14 protein-coding genes are annotated in these 14154 nt (G+C 66.1%); 6 read left to right on the forward strand and 8 right to left on the reverse strand.

Features of this window, described 5'->3' with window-relative positions; genetic code table 11:
* Nucleotides 1-3: 3 nt before the first annotated feature.
* From G4G71_RS13140 to G4G71_RS13160, 5 genes are all read left to right on the forward strand, one after another.
* A complete protein-coding gene (locus G4G71_RS13140) occupies nucleotides 4-1059 on the forward strand; it encodes a substrate-binding domain-containing protein (protein WP_065327432.1) in 1056 nt (351 codons plus the stop codon).
* An 11-nt stretch (nucleotides 1060-1070) separates the two neighbouring features.
* Nucleotides 1071-1754, forward strand: coding sequence for a molybdopterin-dependent oxidoreductase (locus G4G71_RS13145; protein WP_169938192.1), 684 nt, complete (start codon nucleotides 1071-1073; stop codon nucleotides 1752-1754).
* Nucleotides 1755-2123: 369 nt separating this feature from the next.
* A complete protein-coding gene (locus tag G4G71_RS13150) occupies nucleotides 2124-4505 on the forward strand; it encodes a TonB-dependent receptor plug domain-containing protein (protein WP_169938194.1) in 2382 nt (793 codons plus the stop codon).
* A gap of 60 nt (nucleotides 4506-4565) precedes the next feature.
* Complete coding sequence (locus G4G71_RS13155) at nucleotides 4566-5942, forward strand: APC family permease (protein WP_169938196.1); 1377 nt, start codon at nucleotides 4566-4568, stop codon at nucleotides 5940-5942.
* Complete coding sequence (locus G4G71_RS13160; protein WP_169938198.1) at nucleotides 5942-6400, forward strand: DUF3574 domain-containing protein; 459 nt, start codon at nucleotides 5942-5944, stop codon at nucleotides 6398-6400. The genes G4G71_RS13155 and G4G71_RS13160 overlap by 1 nt, the downstream gene beginning before the upstream one ends.
* Here the strand turns inward: G4G71_RS13160 and speE are convergent.
* On the reverse strand, nucleotides 6385-7251 hold the full coding sequence (speE, locus tag G4G71_RS13165; RefSeq protein ID WP_169938200.1) for a polyamine aminopropyltransferase: 867 nt from the start codon (nucleotides 7249-7251) through the stop codon (nucleotides 6385-6387). The two genes, G4G71_RS13160 and speE, sit on opposite strands and share 16 nt — an antisense overlap.
* Nucleotides 7251-7709, reverse strand: a complete 459-nt coding sequence (locus G4G71_RS13170) for a DUF3574 domain-containing protein (RefSeq protein ID WP_169938203.1) — start codon at nucleotides 7707-7709, stop codon at nucleotides 7251-7253. The genes speE and G4G71_RS13170 overlap by 1 nt, the downstream gene beginning before the upstream one ends.
* 438 nt (nucleotides 7710-8147) lie before the next feature.
* On the opposite strand from G4G71_RS13170, the gene G4G71_RS13175 reads away from it, so the two are divergent.
* Nucleotides 8148-8663: a hypothetical protein gene (locus tag G4G71_RS13175; RefSeq protein WP_169938205.1), complete on the forward strand. Its 516-nt coding sequence runs from the start codon at nucleotides 8148-8150 to the stop codon at nucleotides 8661-8663.
* Nucleotides 8664-8732: 69 nt separating this feature from the next.
* On the opposite strand, the gene G4G71_RS13180 is transcribed toward G4G71_RS13175, so the two are convergent.
* From G4G71_RS13180 to G4G71_RS13205, 6 genes are all read right to left on the reverse strand, one after another.
* Nucleotides 8733-9329, reverse strand: coding sequence for a helix-turn-helix domain-containing protein (locus G4G71_RS13180; protein ID WP_169942645.1), 597 nt, complete (start codon nucleotides 9327-9329; stop codon nucleotides 8733-8735).
* 36 nt (nucleotides 9330-9365) lie between these two features.
* Nucleotides 9366-9527, reverse strand: a complete 162-nt coding sequence (locus G4G71_RS13185; protein ID WP_169938207.1) for a hypothetical protein — start codon at nucleotides 9525-9527, stop codon at nucleotides 9366-9368.
* A 106-nt stretch (nucleotides 9528-9633) separates the two neighbouring features.
* Nucleotides 9634-10380 carry a UTRA domain-containing protein gene (locus tag G4G71_RS13190; RefSeq protein WP_169938209.1) on the reverse strand — a complete coding sequence of 249 codons (747 nt, stop codon included), beginning with the start codon at nucleotides 10378-10380 and terminating at the stop codon, nucleotides 9634-9636.
* 8 nt (nucleotides 10381-10388) lie between these two features.
* Nucleotides 10389-10982 carry a nicotinamide riboside transporter PnuC gene (pnuC, locus tag G4G71_RS13195; RefSeq protein WP_169938211.1) on the reverse strand — a complete coding sequence of 198 codons (594 nt, stop codon included), beginning with the start codon at nucleotides 10980-10982 and terminating at the stop codon, nucleotides 10389-10391.
* Nucleotides 10983-10993: 11 nt separating this feature from the next.
* Nucleotides 10994-13165 carry a TonB-dependent siderophore receptor gene (locus tag G4G71_RS13200; RefSeq protein WP_169938213.1) on the reverse strand — a complete coding sequence of 724 codons (2172 nt, stop codon included), beginning with the start codon at nucleotides 13163-13165 and terminating at the stop codon, nucleotides 10994-10996.
* Nucleotides 13166-13277: 112 nt separating this feature from the next.
* A complete protein-coding gene (locus tag G4G71_RS13205) occupies nucleotides 13278-14153 on the reverse strand; it encodes a sulfurtransferase (protein WP_169938215.1) in 876 nt (291 codons plus the stop codon).
* Nucleotide 14154: the final 1 nt, after the last annotated feature.

A 14154-nucleotide genomic window follows, 5' to 3' on the forward strand; every position in this document is an offset into this window, starting at 1 on the left:
CGGATGAAGTTCACCCCCGCCAAGTCCCTGCGCGCGCTGTTCGCCGCCGGGCTGTTATTGTCCGGCGCAGCGACCGCCGAAGCGGCTGGTCTGCCCGGCGCGCCGGCACCTTTCGACAAGGGCGGTGTGCAGATCGCCCTGGTCGGCTACCTGTTCTCCGGCGACTTCCCCGAAGCCTACCTGCGCGGCGTGGAGAAGCAGGCCAACGCGCTGGACGTGAAGTTGCGCGTGTTCGATGCCCGCCAGCAGGCGGCCACCCAGCGCGAGATGCTGGAGCAGGCCATCGACCTGGGCGTGGACGGCATCATCGTTCAGCTCGGCCTCGCCGAGACGCTCAAGGATTCCATCGACAAGGCGCTGGCCAAGGGCATCAAGGTGGTCACCTTCGACGTCGACGTGAACGATCCGCGCATCACCCGCGTCGAGCAGGATCACCGCGAGCTGGCGCGCCTGGCGCTCAAGCAGGTGCTGCAGGACAACGGCAAGGCCTTCGAGGCTGGCTACGTGTACATCGACGGCTTCACGCCCATGGAGCGCCGCGACGAAATCTGGCGCCAGGTGAAGGCCGAGAACCCCGGCATCGTCGAGAAGGCGCGCTTCGGCACGCTCAACGCGCCGATTGCCAACTCGGTGGCCGACCAGGCCAGTGCGGTGCTGCGCGCCAATCCTGGCATCAGCGTGTTCTTCGCGCCCTTCGACGAGTTCGCCAAGGGCGTGAAGATCGCCGTGGACGAAGCCGGCCTGGGCAAGCAGGTGAAGATCTACAGCGCCGACATTTCCACCGCCGACATCCAGATCATGAAGGAGGAGGGCAGCGCCTGGAGCGCCACCGCCGCGGTCAACCCGGAAGTGGCCGGGGCCATCAGCGTGCGCAGCCTGGCGCTGCGTATCGCCGGGGAGAATCCGGGCGAGCAGGTATTGGTGCCGCCGACCCTGATCACCCGCCAGCAATTGCTCGACCTGGACGTGAAGAACGTCCGCGACCTGGCACGCAAGGTGCCGGCCTTCGGCGAGGCGCAGAAGGTCGCGCAGGCGCCGTGGATTCCGTTGGCAAACTGAGGGCATCGGGGATGCACGACAAGGCCAGGCGCCTGCAGAAGGCACGCTCGCCGGCGGGCGACCCGCGTTACGGCGAACGCTTGCCGCCGGGACAGGTGCTGACCGAGCGCTTCCCGATTCTCCATGAAGGCGAGGTGCCGGAGTACGAACGTGAAACCTGGCGCCTGCGGCTCACCGGCGCGTTGTCTTGGCAAAATCCTGGGCCGCAATCGCTGGAGCTGAGCCTCGACGACCTGCTGGCGCTGCCGCAGCGCGAGCTGGTCTGCGACATCCATTGCGTCACGCGCTGGTCGAAGTTCGATACCGCGTGGCGTGGCGTGCACCTGGCCGATCTGCTCGATCATTACGGCGTGGCGCCGGCCGGGCAGTTCGTCATGGCCCATGCCGACCACGACTACGAGACCAACCTGCCGCTGGCAGAACTGCTGCGTCCGGACAGCCTGCTCGCCACGCACTACGCCGGCGAACCGCTGACCCCGGTGCATGGCTGGCCGCTGCGGCTGGTGATCGCCGGGCGCTACTTCTGGAAGAGCGCGAAGTGGTTGCGCGAGCTGAAATTCAGCGACACCGACCGGCCCGGGTTCTGGGAGCGAAACGGCTTCCACAACGAAGCCGACCCGTTCCGCGAGGAGCGATTCTCCGGCGCGGCGCTGGATATTCCCGAGGATGAATGGACGCGAAAAGCCTTCGACTGAAGGCATGCACTGTTGACCTGGCAACACTGGCCGATGTTGCTCGGCGAACACCGTAACTGGTTATAACCAAAGCATTTTTTATTCGTTTAAAAGCATTCTGCCACTAGCTAGGATGACGCCTTCCCCATCGGGTCAGGGATGACCCGCGATACCGAGAGCCGCGCCTTTTCGCTCATCACGAAGAGAGACCGGCCGTGACACCTGGAGCGTTTTCCCGAGCACTGTTTTCTCCACCCTGAGGGGAACAGTCGCTCGCGGTTTCCGGACTTCCGACACCAACCGCTCAAGTCAAAAGAACCCAAAAAGCGGAGTTCCGGACTCGCCGCCAACGGCGAGTGGCGCTCTTTAAGCGAGACAGGAGTATTTCGCGTGTTATCCCGTTCCCTTATTGCCGTTGCGGTGGCCTCGGTCATCGCCCAGGCCTCCGCGCATGCCGACGAAAGTTCGTCGACCCCCGAGGCCACCACCAAGCTGGAGACCGTGCTGGTCACCGGCGCCCGCGGAAACAACCGCACCCTGTTGGATTCCCCCGTACCGGTGGACGTGCTCACGGCGCAGGACCTGCAATCCACCGGCGCCGTCGGCGGCGAACTGGGCCAGGCCCTGGCGACGCTGCTGCCGTCCTTCAACTTCCCGCGCCAATCGAACTCCGGTGGCGCCGACCACGTGCGCGCCGCCCAGCTGCGCGGCATGAGCCCGGACCAGGTGCTGGTGCTGATCAACGGCAAGCGCCAGCACACCTCGGCGCTGGTCAACGACTCCTCGAAGATCGGCCGCGGCACCGCGCCGGTGGACTTCAACTCGATCCCCATCAGCGCCATCAAGCGCATCGAAGTGCTGCGCGACGGCGCCGGTGCGCAGTACGGCTCCGACGCCATCGCCGGGGTGATCAACATCATCCTCGACGATGCCCCCGAAGGCGGCGAGGTAACCACCAGCTACGGCGCCTACCACACCCACCAGGACGCCATCGGCAAGACCACCACCGACGGGCAGAACTCCTATACCGCGGCCAAGGCCGGCACCCGCCTGGGCGAAGACGGCTTCATCCGTGGCGGCGCCGAGTTCATCAACCGCGAGCCGACCAACCGCGCCGGCTACGATGGCTTCGCCGACACCCCCGGCCAGCGCAACTACGTGATGGGCGATGGCCTGGCGCGCGACGTCAACGCCTGGTTCAACGGCGACCTCGCCCTGGGCGGCGGGAAGCTCTATTCGTTCGGCCTGTACAACGAGCGCCACACCACCGGCGCGGAGTTTTACCGCTACCCGGACGAGCACCCGGAGATCTACCCCAACGGCTACCTGCCGCAGTCCCTGGGCGACAACACCGACCTGTCCGCAACAGTCGGCTACAAGGGCCTGATCGCCGAGACCTGGGATTACGACGCCAGCGTCACCCACGGCCGCAACCGCTTCGAATCCTCGACCCGACGCACCCTCAACGCATCGCTCGGCGAAGACACACCGACCCGCTTCGACACCGGCGACTACGAACTGCGCCAGAGCGTCGCCAACCTCGACCTCAGCCGCGAGCTAAGCCTTGCCGGGCGGCCGTTCGTGCTTGCGCTCGGTGGTGAATACCGCTACGAGAACTACATCACCACCGCCGGCGACGAATCCTCGTACTACGGCGTCGGGGCGGATGGCGCGGCGGGCCTGCGTCCCAGCGAAGAGTCGGACATCGACCGCAACGTCTTCGGCACCTACGTCGACCTGTCGGGCGACCTCACCGACCAGTTCTTCGTCGATGCCGCTGCGCGCTGGGAGCGCTACGACGACGCTGGCAGCAAGCTCACCGGCAAGCTCAGCGGGCGCTACCAGTTGACCCCGGTGCTGGCCCTACGCGGTGCGGCGTCCACCAACTTCCGCGCGCCATCGCTGGCCCAGGTCGGCTTCCAGAACACCACCAGCAACTTCGGCGACGGCGGCACGCTCACCGACATTCGTGTGCTCTCGGTGAACGATCCGATCGCCCGCGCGCTCGGCGCCGAGAAGCTCGACCCGGAGACCTCGAAGAACTTCAGCCTGGGCCTGACCGCGCAGCTCAATGAACGCTTCGACCTGTCCTTCGACGTGTTCCGCATCGACGTCGACGACCGCATCACCCTGTCCCAGCGCATCGGCAGCGACGCCATGGAGCAGTTCATCCAGGACAACTTCGGCGTGGCCGGCGTGCATGACGTGAACTTCTTCACCAACGCCGCCGACACCCGCACCGATGGCGCCGAGCTGGTACTCAACTACCACCAGCCCTTCGTCGGCGGCCAGTTGGGCGTGACTACCGCGTACACCTACAACCACACCAAGGTGCGCAGCACCAAGGCCACTCCGCAGCAGCTCTCCAACCTGGGCATCGGCGAGGACGCGCTGGTGGGCGTGGAGGAACGCAACACCCTGACCGACGCCGCGCCCCGGGATCGTTTCATCCTCACCACCACCTGGAGCGATGCGCAGTGGAACCTGCTCGGCCGCCTGACCCGGCAGGGCGAGACCACCCGCGTGTTCGACTTCGGCGATGGTTACCACCCGGAGCAGACCTACGGCGCGGTGTGGCAGCTGGATGCCGAGGTGGCCTACAAGCTCACCCCGCAGTTCAGCCTGGCGGTGGGCGGCAACAACCTCACCGACAACTACCCGGAACGCTCCAGCTCCGAGATCAACTACGGCGGCAACCTGCCGTACGACGTGCTCTCGCCGATCGGCTCCAACGGCGCGTACTACTACGCCCGCGCGAGCTATTCGTTCTGATCCGCTCTTTTGAAAATCCAGGGGCCGCATCGCGGCCCTTACTACTTCCGGAGCCGATTCATGGCTGACAACTTCGCCGCTGACAAGCCGGCCGGCCCGCGCCGGCACCTGGGCGCCGTCCACGCGCTGCTGCTGACGCTGGGCATGGTGATCACCAGCGACATTCTCAAGACCGCGCCTACCGTGGCGCTCAACGTCGGCCAGGAGCACTTCTACCTGGTGTGGATTCTCGGCGGCTTGCTGTCGATGGTCGGTGCCCTGTGCTACGTGGAGATGGCCTCGGCTTTCGCCCATCCCGGTGGCGACTACCACTTCCTCGAACGCGCCTACGGCCAGCGGGTGGGCTTCCTGTTCGCCTGGTCGCGCTTCGCCATCCTGCATACCGGCTGGATCGCGCTGATGGCCTTCCTCTTCGCCGATCACTTCAGCGCCTTGCTCGGCCTCGGCCAGTTGGGCAACGTACTGCTGGCCGGTGGATTGGTTGCCGCGCTGGTGGCGTTGAATCTCATCGGCTGGCGGGTGAGCTTCGGCACCCAGGCCGGCCTGGTGGTACTGGTCGCTGCCGGCTTTCTGGGGATCGTCGGTGCCGGCCTGTGGCTGGAGTGGCGCGGCTTCGTGCCGCCCGTTGCGCCGCCGGTGGAGCCGGAGCAGGTTGGCGTGGCCGGATTTTCCGCCGCGCTGATCTACGTTTTCCTCGCCTTCGGTGGCTGGAGCGATGCGGCCACGCTGTCGGCCGAACTGCGCGACAACCGCCGGGGCATCTTCACTGCCATGCTCGGCGCGCTGGCGGCCCTGCTGCTGATCTATCTGGCGCTGAACTGGGCCTTCATTCGCGGGCTGGGTTTCGATGGCCTCGCCGCCAGCGGTGCGCCGGCGCTGGAACTTCTCGGGCTGGCCTTCGGCGCGCCGGGTATCGGCCTGATCATGGCAGTGGTGGTGGTATCCGCCGTCGCCAGCATCAACTCCACGCTGATCGTCGGCAGCCGTACCACCTACGCCGCCGCCAGCGATGTGCCGGCGCTGCGGGTGCTCGGCCGCTGGGACGTGCGCCACGGCGTACCGCGCGCCGCACTGCTGGCCGAAGGGCTGGTGGCGCTGCTGTTGATCGCGGTCGGCGGCTGGAGCGGCCACGGCTTCAACACCATGGTGGAGTACATGACACCGGTGTACTGGCTGTTCCTCAGCCTGAGCAGCGTGGCGCTGATCGTCCTGCGCCGCCGCCACCCGGAAGTGCCCCGGCCGATCCGCGTGCCGCTCTACCCGTGGCTGCCGCTGGGCTTCCTCGCGGTGTGCCTGTACATGCTGTATTCCAGCGTCGCCTTTGTCGGCTGGGGCGCGCTGCTCGGTGTGGGTGTACTGGCGCTGGGCGCGGTGCTGCAACTGCTGCTGCGTTCGCGCACGGCGCTGTCTGCCAGCTGGCAGGAGGAGGGCGCCTGATGCGCGGGAAACGCTTGTGGCGCAATGGCGCCATCGTCGTGTTGCTGGCAGCGCTGATCGGCCTGTGGTTGAACGAGCCGGCAGCCAATAGCGCCAGCGGTGGCGAAGCCATCGGCCGGCGCATGCTGCGCACCGAGCTGTACCTGGAAGCGGTGGAACTGTCGCAGTGGGAGGACTTCCTCGCCCGCGAGGTGACGCCGCGCTTCCCCGATGGCCTGAGTTGGCTCGACCTGCATGGCCAGTGGCGCGGCCCCAGCGGCGGGCCGGAGAAGCTGCCGTCGCGGATGCTGATCCTCATCCACGCCGACAACCCCTACACCCGCCAGGCCCTGGCGCAGATCGGCGCGGACTTCAAGCAGCGCTTCGGTACCGCCGTGCTGCAGGTCAGCAGCCCGGTGCGCGCCCGCGACCCGGACTGGACGCCGCAGCGCCTGGACAACCCTCAGTTGTCGCGCTGAAGCCCGGCCTCGATCAGGTCGAGCATGTAGCGCGGCAGGGCGAACGCCGCCTGGTGTACCTCGGGGGTGTAGTAGCGGGTCACCAGGCCGCTTTTCGCAAAGCGCTGGCGCAGGGTTTCCAGGTCGGTGCGGCGAACCTTCTCGCTGTTCGACGCCCAGCCGAAGGCCATGCTGCCGCCGATGTAGGTCGGCACCGCGGCATGGAAGAAACCCCAGTCGGCGAAGTTGTCCGCCAGCCGCCGCGCCGTGCCGCCCAGTTCCTCAGGCTGGAGGAAGGGCACGCCATTCTGCGTGGCAAGGATACCGCTGGCGCCCAGGCGTTGCTGGCAGTTGCGGTAGAAGGCGTCGGTGAACAGGCTTGCCGCGGGGCCGCCCGGATCAGTCGAGTCGCAGAGGATCAGGTCGAAACTCTCGCGGCTCTGCGCCAGGTATTCCAGGCCGTCGGCGTAGATCAACCGCAGGCGCGGATCGTCCAGCGCGCCGGCCGAGTGATTCGGCAGCAGCTCGCGGCACAGCTCGACCACCTGCGGGTCGATCTCCACCGCGACGATTTCCTCGATACCGGCATGCCGCACGATCTCCCGCAGGATGCCGCCATCGCCCACGCCGATCACCAGCACGCGGCGCACTGCGCCATGGGCGAGGATCGGCACATGGGCGAGCATCTCGTGGTAGACGAACTCGTCCGCCTCGGTGGTCTGCACCACGCCATCCAGCGTCAGCACGCGGCCGAAGAGTCGATTGCGGAATACCTGCACGGCCTGTTGGCCGGTGTTGCCCTGGTAGATCGGCTCATCGACGCTCAGCGCCTGCGCGTAACCCTCGTATAGCGTTTCGCGGAATTCGCTCATCAGAAGGACACCTGAGCCGGTTGCGACAGCCGCAGCACGGAAAGGTCGCCGGTGATGCGCTTCCACGCCAGGCGGATCGCCTCGATGTCCTGACCGCGCGCGGCAGTGTCTTCATGCAGGATGACGATGACCTTGGTGCTCAGCCGCTCCGGCGCCGGCGCGCCGTGGTCACGCCACTGGCCGTAGGCATCGTAGGCGGTGAAACCGTCCGGGAATCGCGGCGTTACTTCCTGGTCGAGGAATTGTCGCCAGCGCTGCTCGCTGATCTTCTCCTTGCCGTCCTCCTGCCCCAGCGCGAAATACAACTCGGTGCGCAGCCACTGCGCCTGCGCCGGCCGCGTGGGGTCGCCCTGCAGAGTGGAAGTGGAAGGGTTGGTGGTATGGACAGAAGGAGCGGGCGGGGTGGCGCAGCCAAACAGCGCCAGGGCGAGGCTGGCGGCGAGCAGGTGGCGGAGCATAGGACTTCCTTGCGATGGGATGACAGTTGGACCAAACCGCCACTATAGAAGCTCGTCTGTTATTTCCTTAAATATTAAAAACGCATTCTCATATACCGGAATTCGAGACTCGTGAATTGCCATGGAAGCGCTCTAGGACGCGGATATCCGCCCGAAGCGAAGTTTTTGAGAGCTGGTTAGATTCAATATTCACTACGGTTCTTTGCTAAGCACTGGATGGGATATCCATGTTGCCGAAATTCACTTCGAGGGTTCTTTTAACGCCGTTAAAACGTCGCAATTGAAACCATGACGAACAACACCGCCATTATCGAATCAGAACCGAGAGAAGGCACGCCAGAAACCTCCGTTTCCCCGCCATCTTGTTCCGCCGCCGCGCCTTCCTAGAATCGGCCCCATTCGCAGCACTTCATTCCAATCGATTCAGGGAGCTCCACCATGATGAACGCCATGCAGATGCCGATGAACACCAACGCCATGATGCCGATGATGGGCATGCCGATGATGATGGCGACCATGGAGTGCGAGATGCTCGACGACGGCATGATGTGCCGCATGAAGCCGGCCATGGGCATGGAAATGGCCATGTTCCGCAACAGCGCCGAGATGATGGCGATGATGATGAACTGCGGCATGCCGATGATGATGCACTGCGGCAACCTGATGATGATGGGCATGTCCCAGCCCGCCATGGCCATGATGCCGATGATGGGCATGATGAACCCGATGATGTCGATGCCGATGATGGGTATGAACATGGGCATGCCCGCCATGAAGTGCATGATGGAGTGCTCCATGCAGGGCGACATGATGATGTGCAAGATGATGCCGATGCAGGGCATGAGCATGGACATGCTGAAGAACTGCTGCATGCTGATGAACAAGATGATGGAGTGCGGCATGCCGATGATGATGAGCTGCAACGGCATGCCGATGATGTGCTGCACCTGCTGATCGCTGGGTGCTGAAATGAAAAGGCCCGGTGGGGGAACCCGCCGGGCCTTTTGCTTTTTGCCTGGCGACTCAGTCCAGTCGTTCGGCGTAGGTGGTGACGAGGTAGGCGACGGCCTCGCTATCTGCCGGATTGCGGTAGCTGTGCGGCTGGTCGGCGTAGAACAGGATGGAGTCGCCGGTACCGAGGAGGAAGCGCTCCTCGTTCACGCTGATTTCCAGCACGCCCTGGGCGACTACCAGGTTTTCCTGGGTGCCCGGCGCATGGCCGGTGGAGTGTTCGGTGGCCAGGCCCTTCAGGCGCAGTTCGTAGAATTCCACCTGGCGCGAGACGTCGAAGGGGAACAGCGCGCGGCTGACGAAGGCGCCATCGCCGCTGACCAGGCGTTTGCTGTCGCGCGCGGGCAGCACGGCCACGCCTTCGAAGGCGCGGTCGTCGAGGAAGGCGGCAACCGAGACTTTCAGGCCCTGGGCGATCTTGCACAGCACCTTGATCGACGGGACGCTACGGCCGGACTCGATCTGCGCGAGCATGGTGCGGCTTACGCCGCAGAGGCGGGCCAAGCCATCGAGGGAGAGGTTGCGCTTGGCGCGCAGGCGCAGCAGGTTGCTGGCAACCCGCTCGCCGATGGGGTCTTCGGTGGTGCCGGGCGTGGCGTCGAACTCCACGGCCGGCAGCTCCGTGGAAAGCGACAGGCCCACGGGTCAGGCCTCGCGGCGGCCGCTGTCGCGGCTCTGCTGGACGATCTGCAAGGCGTCGTAGCCGGCACGCTGCGCGTACAGCATCCACATCAGCTCAGCCTGGCAGCGTGCCTGACGGCGCGTGCGGTGGCGGGCGAGGTCGATGATGTTGTCGGTGCGATCCATGGCGGCTCCGAAAGGCTTTGAGACAAGCCGGTTGCGGTGAAGTTGGAGCTAGCCTAGCCGTGATTCTATTAGAACCAGAAATACTGAATTTGCATTTGGTAATTACTTATTCAGCTATAAGCAGCCGCGATGGGAAATCTGCCTGGACCGCCACCGACACCGCATCCGGCCGCCAGAATTCCTGGTCGAATTCCACCAGCAGGCCGTCCTCGGCGTAGTTCAGGCGCTCCAGCACCAGGTTGCTGGCGCCGGAGGCCAATTGCAGCAGCTCGGCCTGGTCATCGTTGACCGTGCCCAGGCGCAGGTTCAGCGTGCAGCGCGTCTGCACCTTGCCGAAGCGCTCGCGCAACAGCGTGGTCAACGAACGATCCAGCCGCGCATCCAGCAACTCCGGGCACCAGCTGGCGAGCAGGGTGTTGATCTCCACCAGCACCGGGCGGCCATCGATCAGGCGGCGGCGGTGCAGGCGGAAGACGGGTTCGTCCGGTGACGGCAGATTCATCCGCGCGGCCAGCCAGGCGCCGGCGCGGCGGCGTTCGGCGCTCAGGCATTCGGTGAGCGGCTCGCGGCCCTGCAGGCGCACGTAGTCCATGAAGCTGACCAGCCGCGTCGGGTCGTAGTCGATGCGCGGTGGGCTGAGGTACCAGCCGCGGCGGTTCTCGCGGTAGATCAGGCCCTCGGTTTCCAGCTGTTGCAGGGCCTGGCGCAAGGTCACTCGGGTGCATTCGAAGCGCTCGGCGAGGTCGCGCTCGGGCGGCAGTTTCTGCCCGGCGAGGAAGCGCCCCTGGGCGATGTCCGCGGCCAACTGGTCGCGGATGCGCGCGTAGTGCGGCGGGATGGCCTGGTAGAGCATGGCGTTTCTCAGGAGTTGCCGGCCAGTGCCGGAGCGCTGGGCGGTTCGTCATGCAGCTCGCGCTGCCAGGCCAGCAGGCCGTAGATCGCCAGCACCACGAAGCCGGCGTAGAGCCCGGCGGTGAGGTACAGCGCCTTGTAGAGGAAGACCCCGGTGTAGAGCACGTCGAGGATGATCCACAGCCACCAGCTGGCGACGTATTTGCGCGCCGCCCAGAAGCTCGCCACCAGGCTGAAGGCGGTCAGCGCGGCGTCCATCCAGGGCAGGGCGGCGTCGGTGTGGGTGTGCATCGCCCAGCCCAGGGCGAAGGCCCCCACGGCACCGGCCAGGCAACTGGTGACAGCGGTGGAGAGGGGCAGGCGTTCGACGCGCACCTTGCCGTGGTCGCTGCCACCCTTGCTCCACTGCCACCAGCCGTAGAACTGCAGCACCACGAAGACCAGTTGCAGGAGCATGTCGGAGTAGAGCTTCACGCTGAAGAAGATCCAGGCGTAGAGCAGCACCGCCACCACGTTCACCGGCCAGCACCAGCGGATGCGCCTTGCAGTGAGCCAGACGCCGAGCACGTTGACGATCACCGCGATGATTTCCAGAGCAGACATTCGCGCTTACCTCAGAAGTTGACGCTCGCCGTCAGGCGAGCCGTGCGCGGCGCACCCTGGAACAGGTAGCCGTCGCCGAAATATTCACCGACATCGCGCCAGTAGCGCTTGTCGAACAGGTTGTCGACGCTCAGCCGCAGCACGGTCGGGTAGTCGCCGATGCGGGTGCTGAAGCGTGCGCCGGCGTCATACACGGTGTAGCCGCCGACTTCTACTGCGCCATCGCGGTCAGCATATTTGGCGCCGCTGTAGCGCGCCGCGCCCAGCAGCGAAAGCCCCGGCACTTCGGCCAGCGCATAGTCCGCCTGCAGGCTCGCGCGCAGGCGCGGGACGTTGATCGCCTGGTGGCCTTCGTAGTCGTCCGTGCCGCTGTTCACCACCCGCGAACGGATCGCCGCGAGGCTGCCGCTCAATTGCAGCGCGGAGGTTACCCGGCCACTGGCGGACAACTCCAGCCCGCTGTTCTTCTGCTGGCCCTGCTGCACGTAGGTGAAGCTGCCGTCGCCGTTGGGCCGGGCAAACTGGTAGGCCTGGTGGATCTGGAACAGCGCGGCGCTCCAGTCGAAGCCGGCCAGCTCCTGCTTGATGCCGAACTCGACCTGGCGCGAGGAGGTGGGCGCCAGGGTGTCGCCGGCGTTGCTGGCAAACCAGGGGGCCTCGCCGCCCAGGGACAGGCCCTTGCTGTAGCTGCCGTAGATGGAGATGTCCGCACGCGGCTTGAAGATCACCGCGCCGTTGGGCAGGAACTCCGCGCGGCGGGTATGCCGGGTGGTGTCGCCCTCGCTGTCGAACGTGCGCTCGTCCAGGCGCACCTGGCGCCCGCCCAGCACGACCTGCCATTGGTCATTGAGGGAGATGCGGTCGCTGGCGAACAGGCCATACTGGCGGCTGTCGAGGTGGCGGTAGCTGTGGCCGGGCTCGCCGTCGAAAGGCTCCACGGCGCCGATGCCGGTGTAGATGTTGCCGGTGCCGACCCACTCGTTGAGCTCCGGGCGGCTGTCCAGAACACGGCGGAAGGCCGAGGTGCCGACGGTCAGCTCGTGGCGCAACCAGCCGGTGGCGAACTGGCCGTGCAGGGCGGCTTCCAGTTCGTCGTTGCGGCGGGTGTCGTCGGGGCTGCGGAAGTCGTAGAGATCGTAGTCGCCTTCGGGGCTGAAGTAGTTCGGTACGGCGGAATCGGCGCAGCTGGCCGCGCCGTAGCAGCCCCAGGGGAAGGCGCTGTAGTCGTCGATCACCACGCGGCTGCGCGAGGCGCTTAAGGTGCCGGTCCAGGCGTCGTCGAAGCGGTACTCGAAGCGCGTATTGAGGTTCAGCGATTCGATGCGCACCGGGTCGGCCCAGCTCTGGTAGCCGATGCGGTCGTGCGGGTCGATGTCGTGGGGCAACTCCGTACCGCCGAGCAACTGGTAGCCGGGTGCCGAGGGCTGGCGACGGTTCTGGTATTCGGCGTCGAATTGCCAGAGGGCGTTGGGCGAGAGGTTCCAGTCCAGTGCCAGGGAGGCGAAGTCGCGTTGGCCGTCGGTGTGGTCGATGTAGGAGCGCAGGTCGTCGTGGGCGAGGTTGACCCGCACGCCAATCGTCTGCTCGTTATCCAGCCAGGCGCCGACGTCGGTGGCGACGTAGCGGCCACCCTCATCGTCGGTGCCCAGCGTCACCGAACGCACGTCCTGCGGGCGCTTGGTGACGTAGTTGATCACGCCGCCGGGCTCGGACACGCCGCTCTGCAGGCCGGACAACCCCTTGAGTACTTCGACCTGCTCCTTGTTCTCCAGCGCCACGTTCTGCTCGCCGGTGATGGTGCGGCCGTTGATCTTGTAGCTGCTGGCGGCGTTGAGCGAGTAGCCGCGGATCTCGAAGTTCTCGTAGTAGCCGACCGGTGCGTAGGCCTCGCCGGTGGAGGCATCGTTCTTCAGCACATCGCTGAGCAGGCGCGCCTGCTGGTCCTTGAGCAGCGCCTGGTTGAACACCGAGATGGACGCTGGCGTATCCAGCAGCGGCGCCTCGCCAAAGCCGCCGACCGACGCGCGGCCGCTGGCGTAGCTCTCGGTGTCGTGGCCGATCACCGTCACGGTGTCCAGGGTCGTGGCGTCTTCGGCGTGGCCTGGGCCGCTGGCCAGCAGCACGGCCAGGGTCAGCAGGCTGAGGGGAAATCGCGTGCGCGCGGGGCGCGGCAGGTACTGCATGGAACGCTCCTGAAAATCGCCGGGGCGTGCGCCGGGAATGCACGGGGCCGAGCCCCTCCCGCGCGAAACGGATGGCCTTGGATGTAAAACGTGAGTGCCCGCGAACGGGCGGTCAGGCCGGAGCTGCTCCGGTGGTCAATGGCAGGGTTGGCTCTGCGGCCCACTCCTGCAGCGAGCCGTCGTAGATCGCGACTCGGGTTTCCCCGGCCAGCGTCAGGGCGAGGGCCAGGGCGGCGGCGGAAATGCCGCCGCCGCAGTAAAGCAGCAGCGGCGCTTCGGCCTGTCGCAGCCCGGCAAGGGCCTCACCTAGAGCCGCACCGCGCCGGTAGCAGCCGTCGTCGTCGAACAGGCTGCGCGCGGGCAGGTTGGCGCTGCCGGGAATGTGCCCACGGCGGGCATAACGGGTGACGGCGCTGCCGTCGAAGAGGGCGGCGGACAGGGCGCAGACCAGCGTGCCAGGAGACTCTCCCGCGACGACTTTCTCGACGTCGTGGCGGTCGATCCAGAAGCCGTCCCGGTACTTCGCCGGGGCCGACAGCGTCCCGTTTCCCGCCTGGGAAGATTCGCCTTGTTCCAGCGAATATCCGGCGGCGATCCAGGCACGTAGTCCACCATCCAGCACGGCTGCATCAATGCCCAGGCTGCGCAACATCCACCACAGGCGCGCAGCCCAGAAACCGTCGCTGCGGTCATAGATCACCACCAGCGAGTCGTCGTCGACGCCGAGTGCCTGCAAGGCGTCCTGCGCCACTTGCGGATCGGGCAGGGCAAAGCTGAAGGACGCTTGCGGATCGGCCAGCTCGTCCAGCAGGTCGGCATGGCGTGCGCCGCGAATATGCCCAGCGAGCCATCCGGCGTGGCCGCTCTTTACGCGATAGTCGCCATCGAATTCGGGGGCCGCCAGTTCCACGCTGGCGTCCAGCAGGCACAGGCGCGGATCGTCCAGCGCGGCGGCCAGCCAGTGCGCGGTGACCAGAGGTTCGCTCATC

It is taken from the genome of Pseudomonas multiresinivorans, from assembly GCF_012971725.1.
GTDB lineage: Bacteria > Pseudomonadota > Gammaproteobacteria > Pseudomonadales > Pseudomonadaceae > Pseudomonas > Pseudomonas multiresinivorans.

Excerpts from the sequence above, each read along its gene's own strand:
- G4G71_RS13170 (WP_169938203.1), bottom strand. The coding sequence starts at position 7,709 with ATGCTCCGCCACCTGCTCGCCGCCAGCCTCGCCCTGGCGCTGTTTGGC.
- speE (WP_169938200.1), bottom strand. The coding sequence starts at position 7,251 with ATGAGCGAATTCCGCGAAACGCTATACGAGGGTTACGCGCAGGCGCTG.
- G4G71_RS13185 (WP_169938207.1), bottom strand. The coding sequence starts at position 9,527 with ATGGATCGCACCGACAACATCATCGACCTCGCCCGCCACCGCACGCGC.
- pnuC (WP_169938211.1), bottom strand. The coding sequence starts at position 10,982 with ATGTCTGCTCTGGAAATCATCGCGGTGATCGTCAACGTGCTCGGCGTC.
- G4G71_RS13160 (WP_169938198.1), top strand. The coding sequence starts at position 5,942 with ATGCGCGGGAAACGCTTGTGGCGCAATGGCGCCATCGTCGTGTTGCTG.
- G4G71_RS13145 (WP_169938192.1), top strand. The coding sequence starts at position 1,071 with ATGCACGACAAGGCCAGGCGCCTGCAGAAGGCACGCTCGCCGGCGGGC.
- G4G71_RS13175 (WP_169938205.1), top strand. The coding sequence starts at position 8,148 with ATGATGAACGCCATGCAGATGCCGATGAACACCAACGCCATGATGCCG.
- G4G71_RS13140 (WP_065327432.1), top strand. The coding sequence starts at position 4 with ATGAAGTTCACCCCCGCCAAGTCCCTGCGCGCGCTGTTCGCCGCCGGG.
- G4G71_RS13200 (WP_169938213.1), bottom strand. The coding sequence starts at position 13,165 with ATGCAGTACCTGCCGCGCCCCGCGCGCACGCGATTTCCCCTCAGCCTG.
- G4G71_RS13205 (WP_169938215.1), bottom strand. The coding sequence starts at position 14,153 with ATGAGCGAACCTCTGGTCACCGCGCACTGGCTGGCCGCCGCGCTGGAC.
- G4G71_RS13155 (WP_169938196.1), top strand. The coding sequence starts at position 4,566 with ATGGCTGACAACTTCGCCGCTGACAAGCCGGCCGGCCCGCGCCGGCAC.
- G4G71_RS13190 (WP_169938209.1), bottom strand. The coding sequence starts at position 10,380 with ATGCTCTACCAGGCCATCCCGCCGCACTACGCGCGCATCCGCGACCAG.